Source organism: Roseovarius sp. MS2 (assembly GCF_051447875.1).
GTDB classification, from domain to species: Bacteria; Pseudomonadota; Alphaproteobacteria; order Rhodobacterales; family Rhodobacteraceae; genus Roseovarius; species Roseovarius mucosus_A.
Genome location: NZ_JBKHVF010000001.1, coordinates 819,075 through 835,899, shown reverse-complemented (window position 1 = coordinate 835,899; position 16,825 = coordinate 819,075). Strand labels below are relative to the sequence as shown.

Genomic DNA, 16,825 nt, shown 5'->3' with positions numbered 1-16,825 from the left:
CGCATCATGCCGCCACCATCGCCCGCGCCAAACTGCGCGCCACCAGCGCCGCCGCCCCCGGCGCACAGCCGATAGGATCCAGCAAAACACCCTGAAACGCCGCCAGATCCAGCGCTTCGGGAACATCGTCCAGAACATGCCCGCCCTTTGCGGCAAAGAACGGCAGGCAAATCGCCATCGCGCCCAGATCAAACGCCTGATCCGCCAGATAGGGGGGTTCCTCGACAAACCCCACCCGCAATTCCGCCAAGGGCAACACGTTGGCAAGTGCTTCGGCAAACCCTTGCGTGTCGCGCGCCGTTTGCGTGCTGCGCCCTGATCCATGCGCCGCCAGAAACACCCGCACCTCCGGTGCCTGCCATCCTTTTGCAGCCATCGTGTCTGTCAAGAGCGCGGCCGCCAAGCCCGGCAATCCGGGGTCAAGACCAAAGGGCGGCAAGACAACCGCACGCGACCCTTCCAGCCGCTGCATCAATGCATCGCCGGTGAACCACCCCCCCGTCATGAAATAGGGATAAACATGCGCGCCCGGCCCAGCCTCGAGCAGCGCCGCCTCCAGCGCGCCGGGCTTGGCCAGCGTGGCCGATCCCACATGCCAGCCGGGCAGAGCCTGTGCCACTTCAGCGGCAAAATCGGCCAGCGCCGCCTCGGCAGGGTCCGGGTCCGAAGGCTGGCCATGGCTTACAATGATTGCGACGGTGTTCATGGCGGGTTCCGTCCGGGAATGTGATCTTGGTATCGGCAATGTCTGTCCCCAAGGGTTTGCGCATCGGCAGGCGGGTCACTTTTTCTAGCGTGACCGCATGGTAAACGATCACCGCACCTGCGTCCTGTCGGATGGACACCAACACATAGCGCCCGTCGTGGGTAAACTCCACATGCGTCACGGCGGCCCCCGGCTCTGGCCACAATCGGATGGAGCACGCACCCCTTCTTAACCTTTTGTTCCCATCTCACCTGCTGTCACGCGGTGGATGTTCTGGCGGGTGTCGGCTCATTTTGACGGCTTGGACTTACCATCGCGCTGGCACGTTTCTGCCTGCGCTGGCCGGTGCTCTGTCTGATCGCGAAATGTTCTGGAAAACCTTACAAAATCGCCTCAAGCTTCGTAAGTTCTGTAAGGTTCAAACCCGGAAATGAACGGCCAAAGCCTCGGGCAGATCGAACTCCTCCAACACCCGCGCGCGTCCCTCCTCCGACATTTTTAGCGCGGTCTTCGTAACGATCCGATCCAGCTTTTCCGGGTCTTGCGAGGGGGCGAAGGGCGCGAAATACCACTTGAGAAAGGTGAAACAGATGACATCCTCCAGCGCCTGCACGTCCGCATCGCGCTTGATGCCCTCTTTTCGGATCATTTTTCCTGCAATATCAATGTCGTGGCTGTCATAGCCTGCGTCTTGCATGATTTCGCCCACGCGGGCCGCGTGATGCTTGGCAAGGGTCGTGCGCCATGTCAGATATCCGGCACGCCCCTCTGGAAAATCCTGTCTTTTCAATACCCAACGCTCGATATGCTGGCCGCGCGCGGCAATCTGCAACGGCTCTGATGCCTCTGGAAACAGCCGAGTGCATTCCGCGCTCATCCGTCGCCCATAAAGCCAAGCCGCCGGTTCGCCCTCGCGCAAATCCGGGTCATGACGGTTGGCCGCGTCAATCGCAGCAAGTGCAGTTTCCAGTTTGTTCACAATGCTTTACCCCATGTTTCTGCCGGGTCCTGCTCAGCATAGCCGCGCAGGGCCTCGCTGTCATTGATCTATTGGATCTTGGATCGGTTGGCCCATTTCACGCCGCCATATCTCAGGTTTCAAACGGACATAGTCAGCGGTCAAAGACAGAGCGTTGCGCATGCACGCGTTCATCTTTGCCCTTTTTCCATTTTTTAACAAATACTTGGGCGTCGTGCAGCGCGGCTGGTCAGGATTGGGTCATGCGGATTGCAGACTGGGAAATCCCAAGCGCCGGGATTGCCTTTCGCCGCGGACTGGCCTTTATTCCCCGCCAATCGCCACATGGCGACAGGGATCATGCAATGAATGAGAGGGAGCACGACATGGCGCGAACAGTCATTATCGAAAAAGCGGGCGGTGCAGACGAGTTGAAGCTGGTCGACTGGCCCGTAGGAGAGCCGGGGCCGGGTGAAATCCGCATCCGCCACATGGCCTGTGGGTTGAATTTTATTGATGTTTATCAACGCACTGGCCTCTATCCGCTGGCCTATCCGCATGCTTTGGGGATGGAGGCGGCAGGGATTGTCGAGGCAGTTGGCGAGGGTGTGACCCACCTGAAAGCCGGTGATCGCGCCGCCTATGCCGCGACCCCGCCGGGTGCCTATGCCGAGGCGCGGGTGATGCCCGCGTCGCAGGTTTGCCCGCTGCCGGATGGCATTTCGTTTGAAGATGCCGCGTCGATCATGTTGCAAGGGATGACGGTGGAATATCTCTTTCATCGGGTCTGGCCTCTTGAGGCGGGGCAAACCGTGCTGTTCCATGCCGCTGCGGGGGGTGTCGGCCTATTGGCCTGCCAATGGGCGCGCTCAGAAGGTATCCGGTTGATTGGCACCGCAGGCACGGATGAAAAATGCCGCCTTGCGATGGAAAACGGCGCCTCAGCCTGCATCAACTATCGCGACAGCGATTTCGTGGCAGAGGTCAAGGCGCTGACCGATGGCAAGGGTGTGGATGTTGTGATGGACGGTGTTGGCAAGGATACGTTCGCGCCATCCCTCGATTGCCTCAAGCCCTTGGGAATGATGATGTCTTTTGGCAATGCCTCTGGCCCGGTTGAGCCGGTGAGCCTTTTGACGCTGGCAGCCAAGGGATCTCTCAAGCTGACGCGCACGACGCTGTTCACCTTCCTCGCCGATCACGCCCGTTGTCAGGATATGGCGCGGCATCTCTTCGACAAGGTCGAGAGCGGCGCAATCAAGGTCAATATCGGGCAGCGTTTCCCTCTGGATCAGGTTGCAGAGGCGCATCGCGCGCTGGAAGGGCGGCAGACGACGGGCTCGACGATCCTGACGCTCTGATCCTCTCGGCTCTGTTGCTGTTGAATAGCGAGGGTTGGCGACAGCCCTCGCTCAAGCGTAATCTGCGCATGGCTTGACGCATGCCGGGCAGCGGCATAGCGTCTGGCCACAACAAAGGCCCGGGAACCGGGCGATACACAGGGAGTGGACTATGAGAAAGCTGTTGGGAACCGTCCTGACCAGCGCAGCCTTTGCGCTGATCGGCACTGCCGGGTCTGCCGAGACCTTGCGCCTTTTGACTTGGGGCGGTTACGCGCCCGAGTCTGTGATCACCGCCTTCAAGGCCGAGACGGGCATCGACGTAGAAGTGACCCTCTCCAATAACGAGGACATGATCTCCAAGCTGCGCGCCACGGGTGGGGCAGGTTTTGATCTGGCACAGCCCAGCCAGGACCGTATCCTTGGGCCGCAACAGGCATTCGGCATCTACAAGCCGCTCGACCTGAGCCAGATCGACAAAGAGCAATTCATCGGCGATCTCTATGATGCCTCGGTGGCCGCAACCACGGTGGATGGCGCGGCTTACGGCGTGGCGCATATCTGGGGCGTGTCAGGCTTTGCTGTGGACCGCTCGGTTGCAGGCGATATCAAGACCTATGCCGATCTCTGCTCGGCTGACTACGCGGGCAAGATTTCCATGCGGACCAAGCGGATCGCCCTTCTGGGCTTTGCCTTTGCTGCCGGAGAGGATCCGTTCGCGGCCTATTCTGACCCTGCGAAATACGAGGAAATCATCACCGCCGCCGCAACTGCCATGGGCGAATGCAAGGCCAATGTAAAAGCCTATTGGAGCGGTGCTGATGATCTCTTGGCGATGATGCGCTCAGGCGAGGTTGTGGCCGCAGAGGCGTGGGATGCGACCGGCTTCAAGCTGAATGCCGAGGATGCCAAGTGGAACTTCGTGGCCCCCTCGACAGGGGCCTTGGGCTGGATCGACACCTTTGCCATTCCCGCCAAAGGCGAGAATGATGCGGCCGCCTACAAATGGATCAACTTTGTGATGCGCCCTGATGTTGCGGCGCAGATCGTCAATCAAGCGGGGTCTTTCTCGGCCTCCAAAGGGTCTGACGACATGGTCGATCCGGCACTGCGTGCCGCCTATCAAGAGGCGTTCCCGCCCGAGGTGATTTCCAACATCAAGTGGTTCCCGCCAATCCCCGCCGGTCTTGAGGATATCGAAGGCCGTTTGCTGGATCAGATTGCGGCGCAATAACTGGAATGGGGCGCGGCGGGTCAACCGCCGCGTCACCCCTAAAAGGTCAGACCACGTGGACAGTATTTCCGCCGATCTCGAATGCCGTAACCTGATCAAGCGGTTCGGCAGCTTCACGGCTGTGGACGACGTGTCCTTTGCAATCCCCAAGGGATCCTTCTTTTCAATTCTTGGCCCGTCTGGCTGCGGCAAGACCACTTTGCTGCGGATGATGGCAGGGTTTGCGCGCCCGGATGCGGGCGATATCCTGATCAAGGGTGCGTCGGTTCTGGATACGCCCCCCAACCGGCGGCCTGTCAATCTTGTGTTTCAGCATCTGGCGCTGTTCCCGATGATGACCGTCGCCGAAAATATCGCCTATGGTCTGCGCCGTCGCGGCACACCCCGCGCCGAGATTACCCGCGCGGTTGCGGGGGTGCTGGGCCGGGTGGGGCTGTCAGATGCCGGACCCAAGCGGATCGATCAGCTCTCGGGCGGACAAAAGCAGCGGATCGCGATTGCGCGGGCGATGGTGCTCGACCCGGCCGTGTTGCTGCTGGACGAGCCATTGGGCGCACTCGATCTCAAACTGCGCGAGCATATGAAAATCGAACTCAAGCAGTTGCAGCACGAATTCGGCACAACCTTTGTTTACATCACCCATGACCAATCCGAGGCGATGATGATGTCGGACCGGGTTGCGGTGATGAACGCCGGGCGGTTCGAACAGGTGGGCACGCCAGAGGAATTGTATTTCAGGCCGCAGACCGCCTTTGTCGCCGGGTTCGTGGGCGATGCCAACAAACTGCGCGCGCGCTTGATCGCGGCGGATAGTGCGGGATGCAAGCTGGCAACGGATCAGGGGCTGACACTGGTTGCCGCGCCCCCCGGTCGGGTTCGGTCGAGGTGGGGGGAATGCTCGACATCTTTATCCGGCCCGAATCCATCGCCGTGGGCGCGCCTGCTCAAGACAGCACCAACCGGCTGGAAGCGGTGATCGAGGATGTGCTCTTTAACGGTGCGCAAAGCCGGATATTGGCACGTCTGCCGGGGGGCGACGTGATCGAAGCGCTGTTGCCACAATCAGGAGAGGCTGAACCCTTGCGGCGCGGGGCCTCTGTGGCGCTAGGGCTAGGGCCGGGGTCTGTCGTGTCCTTTGCGGTGGCGGGGGTGTGATGCGCGAGGGCAAGCTGGTCTTTTGGTTGCTCTTTGCACCCTTCGTAGCATGGATCGCGCTTTTGATCGTGATCCCGCATATCGACATGCTGATCCTGTCCTTGCGCGAAAAAGTGGCCCCGCGCGTCTATGAAACCGGGTTTCGAAACTATGCGGATTTCGCGGCGACGTGGGTCTATCCTTGGACGTTGTTGCGCACGGTGGTCTTTTCCATCATCGCCACGGTTCTGACATTCCTCATCGGATTTCCGGTGGCCTATTACATCGCCAAGATTGCGCAGGGCCGCACCAAGGCGGCGCTCTTCATGCTATGCCTTTTGCCGTTCTGGGTGTCCGAGATTGTGCGGGTATTTGGCTGGATGCTGCTCTTGCGGGAAACTGGACTGATTTCCAACGCCTTGCAGGGGTTGGGGATCACATCGGGGCCGGTTGAGTTTCTTTATAATGATGCAGCCATTCTGATCGGGCTGGTTTATACCTCGATGCTTTTTATGATCGTGCCGCTGATTTCCACCATTGACGGCATGGATGATGCGCTGGTCGAGGCGGGGTATGATCTGGGCGGCAATGGCTGGACCGTGCTGACGCGTATCGTCATTCCCTATGCCATGCCGGGGATCATCGCGGGCTCTATCGTGGTGTTCATGCTGGCGCTTGGCAATTATCTGACGCCGACCTTGCTGGGCGGCAAGAGCGGACAGTGGTTCACCGCGCAGATCTATTCGCAGTTCATCACGCGCTTCAACTGGGAGTTGGGATCGGCCTTTGGCTTTATCCTCTTGGCCACGTCGAGCGCGCTTGTCTGGCTCTTGTTGCGGCTGTCGGGGCAGTCGCTCTCGAATACGCTGGGGCGCTAGGATGCTGGCTTCGCTCCCCCGTTCGCCGCTGTTGCGCTTTGCCTATGCGGCCTATGTCGCGCTGTTCTTTGTCTACATGGCGCTGCCGCTGGCGGTGGTGGCGGTTTTTGCATTCAACGACAGTCAGTTTCCTGGCCTCCCGTGGGAAGGGTTTACGCTGGATTGGTTCATCGGGGCGGAGCAACCTCGCTTGGGTCTGATCAACGACCGGCGCATCGTCGCGGGCTTCTTTAACTCGGCGTTTGTGGCATTCTGGGTCACGGCCCTGTCGCTGAGTGTGGCGACCACCACCGCCTTTCTCTTTGATCGCCACGATTTCCGGTTCAAGGAATTCGCCTATATCATGATGCTGGCACCCTTGGTCATTCCGGGGGTGATCTTGGGCATTTCCATCCTCGTGTTTTCGTCCACGTTGGCAGAGGCGGTGAATTCTCTGACGGGATACGAGGTTTCCGCCCTGCGACCGGGGCTGTTTCTGGTGATTCTCGGGCAGTTTTCCTTTATCACCACGATTGCGACACTGGTGATCACCGCGCGCCTGCGCCGCTTTGATCGCACGCTGGAAGAGGCGGCGCTCAACCTCGGGGCAAGCCCAGCGGTGGTCTTTCTGACTATCACCTTGCCATGGCTGCGGCCCGCGCTTTTTGGGGCGGGGATCGTGGCCTTTTTGATTTCCTTCGAGAATTTCAACACCACGCTGATCCTCAACGGATCGAATGCGCCGCTGACGGTGACGATGTTCGACCGGATGCGCGAAGGCTCGACCCCTGTGCTGAATGCCGTATCGGTCACGCTGATGGTGGGATCAGGCCTGTTGGGCCTTCTTGGTATTCTTGTGCAAGGGCGCGGGCAAAAGCCTTGATCGCACAATGCCGCAGCGCGGCATTTTTTCTGCAATCGCAAATAAAATAGGCGGTGCGCCTGCGAACTGCCCAAAAAGCGGTAATCTTGGCAGGTTCGCCACCGCGCTGCACGCTCTCGCTAGAGCAAATCGCCGCAAATCTGTTTGCTTCGTTCTGTCTGAAATCGCTCAGACCCTCTGAAGGCGGCGCTGGTCACACCAAACGGCGCTCCTCTGCGGAGAGGTGCAAACAAAATGCTGCGTCGCCAAAATGACGGTGGGGGACCCGAAATTGAACAACGCCACGACGCGCGCAGCCCGGACAAGGGAGTTCCGAACAATATGACGAAAAGAACATTTATGGCGAGCCTCGTTGCGACCACCGTTCTTGTGGCGGCCCCTGCGCTGGCTCAGGATTGCCCGGTCAAGGTGGGCGTGCTTCATTCGCTCTCGGGGACGATGGCAATCTCGGAAACCACGCTCAAGGACACAGTCCTGATGCTGGTGGAACAGCAGAACGCCAAGGGCGGGTTGCTGGGTTGCCCGATTGAGGCGGTCGTGGTCGATCCGGCCTCTGACTGGCCGCTTTTTGCCGAAAAGGCGCGCGAGTTGCTGACGGTGAACGAGGTCGATGTGATCTTTGGCTCTTGGACCAGCGTCAGCCGCAAATCCGCCCTGCCGGTGCTGGAGGAACTGAACGGCCTGATGTTCTATCCGGTGCAATACGAGGGTGAAGAATCCTCGCGGAACGTGTTCTACACCGGTGCCGCGCCCAATCAGCAGGCGATCCCGGCGGTAGATTACTTCCTTGAAGAATTGGGCGTCGAGAGCTTTGCTCTGTTGGGTACAGACTATGTCTATCCCCGCACCACCAACAACATCCTTGACGCTTATCTCAAATCCAAGGGCGTCGCCGCCGAGGACATCTTTGTCAACTACACCCCGTTTGGCCATTCCGACTGGGCGACCATTGTCGCGGATGTGGTTGCTTTGGGCGCTGGCGGTAAAAAGGTCGGTGTGATTTCGACCATCAATGGCGATGCCAATATCGGCTTCTACAAGGAACTTGCCGCCGCTGGTGTCAGCGCCGACGACATTCCTGTCGTGGCCTTCTCTGTGGGTGAAGAAGAGCTGTCGGGTCTCGATACCACCGAACTCGTGGGCCATCTTGCGGCATGGAACTATTTCCAGTCCGCCGATACCGAGATCAACGCCGAATTCGTCAAGGCGTGGAAGGCCTATGCCGGTGAAAACCGCGTAACCAACGACCCGATGGAGGCACATTACATCGGCTTCAATATGTGGGTGAACGCGGTCACAGCGGCGGGCACCACCGATGTGGACGCGGTGCGCTCGGCCATGTGGGGACAGGAATTTCCGAACCTCACCGGCGGCACGGCTGTCATGCTGCCGAACCATCACCTGACCAAGCCGGTGCTGATCGGCGAGATCCGGGCCGATGGGCAGTTTGACATCATCAGCCAGACCACAGAGGTGCCGGGCGATGCTTGGACCGATTACCTGCCCGAGAGCGCACCGCTCACGAGCGATTGGAAAGATCTTGGCTGCGGTATGTACAACACCGAGACCAAGACCTGCGTGCAGATGACGTCGAACTACTGACGCGCACCGGGCGCGCGGGGGGAGCCCCCTGCGCGCCTTTCCTCTCAGGCAAGGCCCATATCCAGATGCGTTCGTTTCTTTTTCTCGCCCAGCTTGTGGCGACAGTGCTGGCCATTGGCCTTTTGTCCCTGTTGCGGCCCTCCGAGGGACGGGCACAAGAGGGGCTACAGCCGCTCTTGCAAGAGTATCAGGCAGAGATCGCCAAGCCATCGCGCAGCACCGTTGATCGGGTGCTCTCTGCATTGATGGCTGCGGACCGGCCCGGAACCGCCGAATTCCTGCTGCGGTGGCAGGATCGCGGGGTCTATGAGCGGCCTGACGATGGGCTGTTTTTCTATGCTGAAGAGGCGGGCGGCGCGCTGCGTTTGATCGACATCGATAGCGGGGCTGCGGTGGCCGAGGTCAGCAGCCGTGACGTTAATCAAATCCGGCCCAACTCTGGGGTGCGTGGGGTAATCGCGGCGGCGCTTGTGCCCTTTGAGCTGAATGCGCCCGATCCGGCGCGACGCGCGGCGGCACTAGACGCGATTGCCCGCAGTGGGGACGCCAGCCAGATCGACCCATTGAGCAAGTCTATTGAGACCGAGACAGATCCCGCGCTGAAACAGCGCAAAGAACGGCTTCTGACGCTATTGACCGCGCAGTTTGCATCGGCGCTGCCCTACCGCCTCGCGGCAATCGAAGGGTTGGCCGGGGATATCAGCATTGAAGCGCGCAGCGTGCTCAACCAATTGACGGTTCGCGCGCAGGGCGTCGGCACCGCCCTGCCCACTGATGCCAATATTGCGCGCGTGCTTGAGGTTGGCACGGATGTTTCCGAGGTTGAGGCCTATGATCGGCTGGTGGCTGCCAATCTCGCGCCGCCACGTCAGAGCGCCACTGATCGTCGTGATGTGCTGGCACAGCATATCGTCGATGGGGCTGTGGGGGGGTGCCCTTGCATCTTCTCAACACCGATGATGCCCGTGCCCGCGCCTATGAGGCGTTGGAGGCTGCAGGCACTGTGCCCCCTCGTGCTGCCGATGATGAAGTGGCCCGCGCAGTTGCGGCGCATATGTTCTACGAGGTCTATGCCGAGCCGAACCCCGAGGTGACAGCCGCCGCTGAGGCGGCGCTCGCTTCCACCTCGCGCGCGCTTGGCCTCTTTCAGACCTTCGATCTGGTGCTTGACGGGCTCTCGCTCGCCTCGATCTTTTTCCTCGCGGCCATCGGTCTTGCTATCACCTTTGGCGTCATGGGCGTGATCAACATGGCGCATGGCGAATTCATCATGATGGGGGCCTACACCGGCTATGTGGTGCAGCTGTTCATCCCCGATTACACCGTCAGCCTGATCATTGCCCTGCCACTGGCCTTTGTCGTGACCTTTGGCGCGGGCGTGGTGATGGAGCGGCTGGTGATCCGGCATCTTTACACCCGGCCATTGGAAACACTGCTCGCGACCTTTGGCATCTCGATTGCCCTGCAACAGCTCGCCAAGAACATCTTTGGCACGCAGGCGCGCCCTCTGACGGCCCCTGACTGGCTAAGCGGGGCGTTGACGCTGAATGACATTGTCAGCATCAGCAATATTCGCGTGGCAATTTTCGTGCTTGCCCTGATCTTTCTGGCGCTCTTGCTTTTCATCCTCAAGCGCACGCGGCTGGGGCTGGAGGTGCGCGCGGTCACGCAAAATCCCGGGATGGCGGCAAGTATGGGCATCGACCCGGACCGCATCAACATGCTGACCTTTGGCCTTGGGTCGGGCATCGCTGGCATCGCGGGCGTGGCGATTGGTCTTTACGCGCAGGTCACATCCGAGATGGGGGCGAATTACATCGTTCAGAGCTTTATGACCGTTGTAGTGGGCGGCGTCGGCAACGTCTGGGGCACGCTGGCGGGGGCCTCGATGATCGGGTTTCTGCAAAAGGGGATCGAGTGGTTCAACCCCTCGAACACCCTGGCCGCGCAGACCTATATGGTGCTTTTCGTCATCCTTTTCATTCAATTCCGGCCCAAGGGTATCGTCGCCCTCAAGGGTCGTGCGGCGGGGGACTGAGCCATGAGCAAACCCGAGATTGCCCCACGCAAGCGGTTTTTGGCAGAGAACCCGTCGGTTTTGTGGTTCCTTGGTTGCCTCGCGCTCTTCACCCTTGGGGTGACGGTTTTGTCCGAGGGGTTCGGCATTGCGCTTCTCTCAACCTCGATGGTCAAGATCCTTGGTATGACGCTTTGCCTGTGTCTCATCGCGGTTGCGATGGATGTGGTCTGGGGCTATTGCGGCATCCTAAGCCTAGGGCATTTCGCCTTTTTCGGCCTTGGCGGCTATGCCATCGGCATGTGGCTTATGTATGCCCGCACCCAAGGGATCGTAGTCGAGTCGCTTTCCGCTGCGCCCATTCCGCCAACGCAGAGTGAGGTTCAAAATGCCATCGCCAGCCAGATTTTTGGTGTGGTGGGCAGCAATGAATTGCCATGGCTTTGGGGCTTTGCGCACAGTCTCACGCTGCAATTGTTGATGGTTTTGCTGGTGCCGGGCCTTTTGGCGCTGGTCTTTGGCTGGCTGGCGTTTCGCAGTCGGGTTACCGGGGTATATCTTTCCATTCTCACGCAGGCGATGACGCTGGCGCTGTCGCTTTATCTTTTCCAGAACGACACCGGGTTGCGGGGCAACAACGGTCTGTCGGGCCTGCAAAACATTCCCGGTCTTGATCATGTGCCGCAATCCACGCTGTCGCTGTGGTTCTTCTGGGCCTCAGCGGTTGCGCTTGGGCTCGGCTATCTGCTTTTTGCTTGGCTGGTCTCGGCCAAATTCGGATCGGTCATCCGCGCCATTCGCGACAATGAGGCGCGGGTGCGGTTTCTGGGCTATGATGTCGAGAGTTACAAACTGGTCATTTTCACGCTGACAGCGGTGGTGTCGGCAATCGCCGGGGCGCTGTATTATCCGCAGGCTGGTATCATCAACCCAGCCGAGATTGCGCCGATTGCCTCGATTTACCTTGCCGTCTGGGTGGCTATCGGTGGGCGTGGGCGGCTCTATGGGGCGGTGATTGGGGCTGCGGTTGTCAGCCTTGCGTCAAGCTGGTTCACGGGGGGCGGCGCGCCCAACATCAACCTCGGGTTCTATACGATCAATTGGACCGATTGGTGGCTGGTGTTGCTGGGCCTCGGCTTTGTTGCGGTGACACTGTTCTTTCCGCGTGGCATCGGTGGCCTCTTTGACAAGATCGTGAGAAAACCATGAGCACGCTTCTAGAAGTTTCAGGCGTTTCCGTGACCTTTGACGGGTTCCGCGCGATCAACAACCTGTCGATCCAAGTGGCAGAGCCTGAATTGCGCGCCGTGATCGGACCGAATGGCGCAGGCAAGACAACCTTTATGGATATCGTGACCGGCAAGACGCGGCCCGATGAGGGCCGCGTGATCTGGGGAGAGAAATCCGTCTCGCTGCTTGGGATGAGCGAAAGCCAGATCGCGCGAGCAGGGATTGGGCGCAAGTTTCAAAAGCCGACGGTCTTTGAGGCGCAGACCGTGCGCGAGAACCTTGCCATGGCGCTCAAGGCCAAGCGCGGGCCGTTTGATGTGTTGTTCTATCGCCGCTCCTTGCGTGCCACGGCCCGGATTGCTGAATTGGCTGAGGAAATCGGCCTGCTTGATGCGCTACCGCGCCGCGCCGGAGAGTTGAGCCATGGGCAAAAGCAATGGCTGGAAATCGGGATGCTCTTGGCCCAAGATCCGCGTCTCTTGCTGGTGGATGAGCCCGCCGCCGGGATGACCCCCGCCGAGCGCGAGCATACGACGGATATTCTCAAACGCGCGGCGCAGACCCGCGCCGTTGTTGTGATCGAGCATGACATGGAATTCATCCGCCGCTTGGGTTGCAAGGTGACGGTGCTGCACGAAGGCTCGGTTCTGGCCGAGGGCAGTCTGGATCATGTGACCCAAAACCAGCAGGTGATTGATGTCTATCTGGGGAGATAAGCGATGCTGAGCGTCGAGAACCTCACGCTGCATTACGGTGCGTCGCAGATCCTGCATGGTGTCAGCCTGACGGCGCGCCCCGGTGCTGTGACGGCGGTGATGGGCACCAATGGTGTGGGCAAGACCAGCTTGCTAAAGGCGATTGCCGGGCGGCATCCGTATTCGGGTGGGCATATCACGCTTGATGGGGCGTTTCTGGATCATCTGAGCGCGGCGCAGGCGGCGCGGGCGGGCATCGGTTATGTGCCGCAGGGGCGCGAGGTGTTTCCGCTCCTGACTGTGACCGAAAACCTCGAAACCGGCTTTGCCTGTCTGCCGAAATCCGAACACCGGATTCCGTCGCGGATTTATGATCTCTTTCCGGTGCTGGACCAGATGAAGGACCGGCGCGGCGGCGACCTCTCGGGCGGGCAGCAACAGCAGTTGGCCATTGCCCGTGCGCTGATCGCCAAGCCGCGCGTGCTTTTGCTCGATGAGCCGACCGAGGGGATTCAACCCAATATCATCAAGCAAATTGGCGAGGTGATCGGTTTGCTGCGGGACGAGGGGGAAATTGCCATCGTGTTGGTCGAACAGTATTTCGATTTCGCCTATGGGCTGGCGGATGATCTGGTCGTCTTGAACCGGGGCGAAGTGCGGCTGTCCGAGCCTGCGGCGATGGTGGAGCGAGACCGGCTTTTGCGTGAGGTGTCTATTTAATAGGCCATCTGCGCTAAAAATAGGCAGATACAGCCGGCGTGCCTGTGGGATTTCAGGCTGGCGCGCCGGGCGACTGGCAGGCCCCGACACAACAGGTAGCCTCTGACCTGTCGCAACTCGGAATCACCCATGACCGCCTGTCCCGCCCCCTTGCATCAGCGTAGCCACGGCGCGGCACATGTCGCCCTCTTGCCGGGCCCCGCCGGGGCGCGGCTGGACCGGCTGCATCAGGCGGGGTCGGCCAAAGCGTTCGTGCATCCGGGCGCCTTTGGCCCTGAGGTGGTCTTTCTCAACACATCCGGCGGTTTGGCGGGCGGAGACACCTTGGCCTACCGTCTTGATTTGGCAGCGGGGTGCCGTGCCACCGCCACCACGCAGACCGCTGAACGCGCCTATCGCAGCGCGGATGGTGCGGCGCATGTCACGGTGCGGCATTCTGTAGGGGGCGGCGGGCACCTCGATTGGCTGCCGCAGGAAACCATCCTCTATGACAGCAGCCACCTCGTCCGCGAAACCGAGATAGACTTGGCCGAGGATGCTTCTTGCCTGATGCTAGAGGCCATCGTTCTGGGCCGCATTGCCATGGGCGAGACACTGGCCGATGTAACGCTGCGCGATACGCGCCGGATCATGCGCTTGGGCCGCCCGGTTCTGATCGAGCCGCTGCATTTGGGCACCGAGGCGTTGACCGCTGGTCCCGCCATTTTGGGCGCAGCGCGGGCCTTTGCCACGCTGGCGTTGGTGGCGCCGGGGGCTGCGGATGCGGTGGAGCGCGCTCGTGCAGAACTGACCGAAGAGGGCGTGACCAGCGGCGCGTCGGGCTTTGACGGCAAGCTGGTGATCCGCCTTATGGCCACTGATGGCTGGCCGCTCAAGCGGCAGATCATGCGGCTGGTTTCGGTGTTGCGCCCTGGCCCTTTGCCCCGCGTCTGGCAGATTTAGGAGAGAACCGCGATGAACCTCACCCCGCGTGAAAAGGACAAGCTGTTGATTAGCCTCGCCGCGATGGTCGCACGAGGGCGGCTCGCACGCGGCGTCAAACTTAACCACCCCGAGGCCGTGGCGCTGATCACCGATTACGTGGTCGAGGGCGCGCGCGACGGGCGCACGGTGGCCGATCTGATGGAGGCGGGTGCGCATGTCATCACGTCCCAGCACTGTATGGATGGCATCGCAGAGATGATCCATGCGGTGCAGGTCGAGGCGACCTTTCCTGATGGCACCAAGCTTGTCACCGTTCATAATCCCATCCGCTGAAAGGAACTGATCATGCGCTATCCCGTTGCCTTTTTCCTTCTCACACCGACGCTGGCACTGGCCGACCCTGGTCCGCATCTGCACCCGCATGGGATTGACGCAATGTGGCTTGGCGTTGTCGGGGTGATCGCAGCTGCTGGCGGCTATGTGCTGGGTCGGAGGCGCAAATGATCCCCGGCGAGGTGTTGCCCGCCGACGGTGACATCACCCTGAATGCGGGCGCGCCGGTGACTGTGCTGATGGTTGCCAATACCGGCGACAGACCAGTTCAAGTCGGCAGCCATTACCATTTCGCCGAGGCCAATAGTGGCCTCAGCTTTGACCGCGACGCGGCGCGCGGCCAGCGTCTGGATATTCCTGCTGGCACCGCCGTCCGGTTCGAGCCGGGGCAAAGCCGCGAGGTGCGGCTGATCCCCTACGGCGGCGCGCGGCGGGTGTTCGGCTTTAATCAACAGGTGATGGGAGACCTCTAGATGCCCTATGCGATCCCCCGCTCTGCCTATGCCGCCATGTATGGCCCCACCACGGGCGACCGGCTGCGGCTTGGTGATACCGATCTCATCATCGAGGTAGAGCGTGATCTGACCACCTATGGCGAAGAGGTGAAATTCGGCGGCGGCAAGGTGATCCGTGACGGGATGGGCCAGAGCCAGATCCCCCGCGCCGGGGGTGCGATGGATACCGTCATCACCAACGCGCTGATTGTCGATCATCAAGGGATCACCAAGGCGGATGTCGGCCTGCGCGATGGCTTGATTGCCGCCATAGGCAAGGCGGGCAACCCAGACACGCAATCGGGTGTCGATATCATCATCGGTCCGGGCACCGAGATCATCGCCGGAGAAGGCAAGATCCTTACTCCGGGTGGCTTTGATGCGCATATCCACTTCATCTGCCCGCAGCAAATCGAGGATGCGCTGCATTCCGGGATCACCACCATGCTGGGTGGCGGCACCGGCCCCGCGCATGGCACGCTTGCCACAACCTGCACGCCGGGAGCGTGGCATATCGGGCGGATGCTGCAATCGTTGGATGCGTTCCCGATGAATTTCGGCCTGTCATCCAAGGGCAATGCAAGCCAACCCGAGGCGCTGATCGAAATGATCCGAGCGGGGGCCTGCGCGATGAAGCTGCACGAGGATTGGGGCACCACGCCCGGTGCGATTGATTGCTGCCTGAGTGTTGCCGATGACATGGATGTGCAGGTGATGATCCACACCGACACGCTGAATGAAAGCGGCTTTGTGGAAAATACCCTTGCCGCTATCAAAGGCCGCACCATCCACGCCTTTCACACCGAGGGCGCAGGCGGCGGGCACGCGCCGGACATCATGAAAGTGGTGGGTTATGAACATATCCTGCCGTCTTCGACCAACCCGACCATGCCCTACACTGTCAACACGATCGAGGAACATCTCGATATGCTGATGGTCTGTCACCATCTGGACAAAGCGATCCCCGAGGATGTGGCCTTTGCCGAGAGCCGGATCCGGCGTGAAACCATCGCCGCCGAGGATATCCTGCACGACATGGGCGCGTTTTCTGTCATGGCCTCGGACAGTCAGGCGATGGGGCGCGTGGGCGAGGTGATCATCCGCACATGGCAAACCGCCTCAAAAATGCGCAAGCAGCGTGGGCGGTTGCCGGAAGAGACCGGCGACAACGACAACATGCGGGTGAAACGCTATATCGCGAAATACACCATCAACCCCGCCATTGTGCACGGGATGAGCGCCTATATCGGAAGTGTCAGCCCCGGCAAGCGCGCTGATCTTGTCCTCTGGAGCCCGGCGTTTTTTGGTGCAAAGCCGGAAATGGTGCTGATGGGCGGCACGATCGTTTTGGCGCAGATGGGTGATCCCAATGCATCTATTCCCACGCCCCAGCCGGTTTATTCGCGGCCCATGTTCGGGGCCTATGGGCGGGCGGTGGAACGCTCTGCCGTGCTCTTTGTCAGTGCCGCAGCGCAGGCCGAGGGGATCGGCGCGGCCTTGGGTCTGGCCAAAGAGACCCTCGCCGTCGCCAATACCCGCAAGATCACCAAGCGCGACATGATCCACAACAGCCTGACACCCGAGGTCGAGGTGCATCCCGAAACCTACGAGGTGCGCGCCAATGGCGAATTGCTCACTTGCGAACCAGCCTCTGAGTTGCCGCTGGCACAACGCTATTTCATGTTCTGAGGGCCTGCC

The 16,825-nt window shown here is 60.5% G+C and carries 18 protein-coding genes and 1 pseudogene; 16 read left to right on the top strand and 3 right to left on the bottom strand.

Annotation, left to right across the window (positions count from 1 at the left end; translation table 11 throughout):
* Positions 1–4: 4 nt before the first annotated feature.
* The 3 genes from ACLGGT_RS04200 to ACLGGT_RS04190 form a co-directional block, all read right to left on the bottom strand.
* The gene (locus tag ACLGGT_RS04200) at positions 5–706 is read right to left on the bottom strand and encodes a sirohydrochlorin chelatase (protein ID WP_437195110.1); all 702 of its coding nucleotides are present in this window, start codon (positions 704–706) and stop codon (positions 5–7) included.
* Complete coding sequence (locus ACLGGT_RS04195) at positions 621–911, bottom strand: cytochrome D1 domain-containing protein (protein ID WP_437195109.1); 291 nt, start codon at positions 909–911, stop codon at positions 621–623. Before ACLGGT_RS04195 ends, ACLGGT_RS04200 begins: the two co-directional genes overlap by 86 nt.
* Positions 912–1,124: 213 nt before the next feature.
* Positions 1,125–1,685: a DUF4202 domain-containing protein gene (locus ACLGGT_RS04190; protein WP_219435954.1), complete on the bottom strand. Its 561-nt coding sequence runs from the start codon at positions 1,683–1,685 to the stop codon at positions 1,125–1,127.
* Positions 1,686–2,050: 365 nt separating this feature from the next.
* Here ACLGGT_RS04190 and ACLGGT_RS04185 point away from each other — a divergent pair, with 365 nt between their 5' ends.
* The 16 genes and pseudogenes from ACLGGT_RS04185 to ureC all read left to right on the top strand — a co-directional run bounded on the left by ACLGGT_RS04185 (position 2,051) and on the right by ureC (position 16,816).
* Positions 2,051–3,025, top strand: coding sequence for a quinone oxidoreductase family protein (locus ACLGGT_RS04185; protein WP_037296964.1), 975 nt, complete (start codon positions 2,051–2,053; stop codon positions 3,023–3,025).
* Positions 3,026–3,176: 151 nt separating this feature from the next.
* On the top strand, positions 3,177–4,238 hold the full coding sequence (locus tag ACLGGT_RS04180) for an extracellular solute-binding protein (protein ID WP_437195108.1): 1,062 nt from the start codon (positions 3,177–3,179) through the stop codon (positions 4,236–4,238).
* Between the two features lie 55 nt (positions 4,239–4,293).
* On the top strand, positions 4,294–5,214 hold the full coding sequence (locus ACLGGT_RS04175) for an ABC transporter ATP-binding protein (RefSeq protein ID WP_437195107.1): 921 nt from the start codon (positions 4,294–4,296) through the stop codon (positions 5,212–5,214).
* A complete protein-coding gene (locus tag ACLGGT_RS04170) occupies positions 5,133–5,393 on the top strand; it encodes a TOBE domain-containing protein (protein ID WP_437195106.1) in 261 nt (86 codons plus the stop codon). Before ACLGGT_RS04175 ends, ACLGGT_RS04170 begins: the two co-directional genes overlap by 82 nt.
* Complete coding sequence (locus tag ACLGGT_RS04165; RefSeq protein ID WP_151976840.1) at positions 5,393–6,250, top strand: ABC transporter permease; 858 nt, start codon at positions 5,393–5,395, stop codon at positions 6,248–6,250. Before ACLGGT_RS04170 ends, ACLGGT_RS04165 begins: the two co-directional genes overlap by 1 nt.
* 1 nt (position 6,251) lies before the next feature.
* On the top strand, positions 6,252–7,112 hold the full coding sequence (locus ACLGGT_RS04160; RefSeq protein ID WP_437195105.1) for an ABC transporter permease: 861 nt from the start codon (positions 6,252–6,254) through the stop codon (positions 7,110–7,112).
* A 339-nt stretch (positions 7,113–7,451) separates the two neighbouring features.
* Entirely contained in the window at positions 7,452–8,714 is a 1,263-nt protein-coding gene (gene urtA / locus ACLGGT_RS04155; RefSeq protein ID WP_232279151.1) for an urea ABC transporter substrate-binding protein, read from the top strand.
* Positions 8,715–8,779: 65 nt separating this feature from the next.
* A pseudogene (gene urtB, locus ACLGGT_RS04150) lies at positions 8,780–10,752 on the top strand (urea ABC transporter permease subunit UrtB).
* A 3-nt stretch (positions 10,753–10,755) separates the two neighbouring features.
* A complete protein-coding gene (gene urtC, locus ACLGGT_RS04145; protein WP_437195104.1) occupies positions 10,756–11,940 on the top strand; it encodes an urea ABC transporter permease subunit UrtC in 1,185 nt (394 codons plus the stop codon).
* Positions 11,937–12,677: an urea ABC transporter ATP-binding protein UrtD gene (gene urtD / locus ACLGGT_RS04140; protein WP_008279421.1), complete on the top strand. Its 741-nt coding sequence runs from the start codon at positions 11,937–11,939 to the stop codon at positions 12,675–12,677. Before urtC ends, urtD begins: the two co-directional genes overlap by 4 nt.
* Positions 12,678–12,680: 3 nt before the next feature.
* Positions 12,681–13,376: an urea ABC transporter ATP-binding subunit UrtE gene (gene urtE, locus ACLGGT_RS04135; protein WP_437195103.1), complete on the top strand. Its 696-nt coding sequence runs from the start codon at positions 12,681–12,683 to the stop codon at positions 13,374–13,376.
* Between the two features lie 129 nt (positions 13,377–13,505).
* Entirely contained in the window at positions 13,506–14,318 is an 813-nt protein-coding gene (locus ACLGGT_RS04130) for an urease accessory protein UreD (protein ID WP_437195102.1), read from the top strand.
* Positions 14,319–14,330: 12 nt separating this feature from the next.
* Positions 14,331–14,633: an urease subunit gamma gene (locus ACLGGT_RS04125; protein ID WP_081507532.1), complete on the top strand. Its 303-nt coding sequence runs from the start codon at positions 14,331–14,333 to the stop codon at positions 14,631–14,633.
* Positions 14,634–14,645: 12 nt separating this feature from the next.
* The gene (locus tag ACLGGT_RS04120; protein ID WP_151976836.1) at positions 14,646–14,804 is read left to right on the top strand and encodes an LPXTG cell wall anchor domain-containing protein; all 159 of its coding nucleotides are present in this window, start codon (positions 14,646–14,648) and stop codon (positions 14,802–14,804) included.
* Positions 14,801–15,106: an urease subunit beta gene (locus tag ACLGGT_RS04115; RefSeq protein ID WP_008279416.1), complete on the top strand. Its 306-nt coding sequence runs from the start codon at positions 14,801–14,803 to the stop codon at positions 15,104–15,106. The genes ACLGGT_RS04120 and ACLGGT_RS04115 overlap by 4 nt, the downstream gene beginning before the upstream one ends.
* Positions 15,107–16,816 carry an urease subunit alpha gene (ureC, locus tag ACLGGT_RS04110; protein ID WP_081507533.1) on the top strand — a complete coding sequence of 570 codons (1,710 nt, stop codon included), beginning with the start codon at positions 15,107–15,109 and terminating at the stop codon, positions 16,814–16,816.
* The last annotated feature ends 9 nt before the right edge of the window (positions 16,817–16,825 follow it).

Excerpts from the sequence above, each read along its gene's own strand:
- ACLGGT_RS04200 (WP_437195110.1), bottom strand. The coding sequence starts at position 706 with ATGAACACCGTCGCAATCATTGTAAGCCATGGCCAGCCTTCGGACCCG.
- ureC (WP_081507533.1), top strand. The coding sequence starts at position 15,107 with ATGCCCTATGCGATCCCCCGCTCTGCCTATGCCGCCATGTATGGCCCC.
- urtA (WP_232279151.1), top strand. The coding sequence starts at position 7,452 with ATGGCGAGCCTCGTTGCGACCACCGTTCTTGTGGCGGCCCCTGCGCTG.
- urtE (WP_437195103.1), top strand. The coding sequence starts at position 12,681 with ATGCTGAGCGTCGAGAACCTCACGCTGCATTACGGTGCGTCGCAGATC.
- urtD (WP_008279421.1), top strand. The coding sequence starts at position 11,937 with ATGAGCACGCTTCTAGAAGTTTCAGGCGTTTCCGTGACCTTTGACGGG.
- ACLGGT_RS04115 (WP_008279416.1), top strand. The coding sequence starts at position 14,801 with ATGATCCCCGGCGAGGTGTTGCCCGCCGACGGTGACATCACCCTGAAT.
- ACLGGT_RS04130 (WP_437195102.1), top strand. The coding sequence starts at position 13,506 with ATGACCGCCTGTCCCGCCCCCTTGCATCAGCGTAGCCACGGCGCGGCA.
- ACLGGT_RS04165 (WP_151976840.1), top strand. The coding sequence starts at position 5,393 with ATGCGCGAGGGCAAGCTGGTCTTTTGGTTGCTCTTTGCACCCTTCGTA.
- urtC (WP_437195104.1), top strand. The coding sequence starts at position 10,756 with ATGAGCAAACCCGAGATTGCCCCACGCAAGCGGTTTTTGGCAGAGAAC.
- ACLGGT_RS04170 (WP_437195106.1), top strand. The coding sequence starts at position 5,133 with ATGCTCGACATCTTTATCCGGCCCGAATCCATCGCCGTGGGCGCGCCT.
- ACLGGT_RS04125 (WP_081507532.1), top strand. The coding sequence starts at position 14,331 with ATGAACCTCACCCCGCGTGAAAAGGACAAGCTGTTGATTAGCCTCGCC.
- ACLGGT_RS04160 (WP_437195105.1), top strand. The coding sequence starts at position 6,252 with ATGCTGGCTTCGCTCCCCCGTTCGCCGCTGTTGCGCTTTGCCTATGCG.
- ACLGGT_RS04180 (WP_437195108.1), top strand. The coding sequence starts at position 3,177 with ATGAGAAAGCTGTTGGGAACCGTCCTGACCAGCGCAGCCTTTGCGCTG.
- ACLGGT_RS04120 (WP_151976836.1), top strand. The coding sequence starts at position 14,646 with ATGCGCTATCCCGTTGCCTTTTTCCTTCTCACACCGACGCTGGCACTG.
- ACLGGT_RS04185 (WP_037296964.1), top strand. The coding sequence starts at position 2,051 with ATGGCGCGAACAGTCATTATCGAAAAAGCGGGCGGTGCAGACGAGTTG.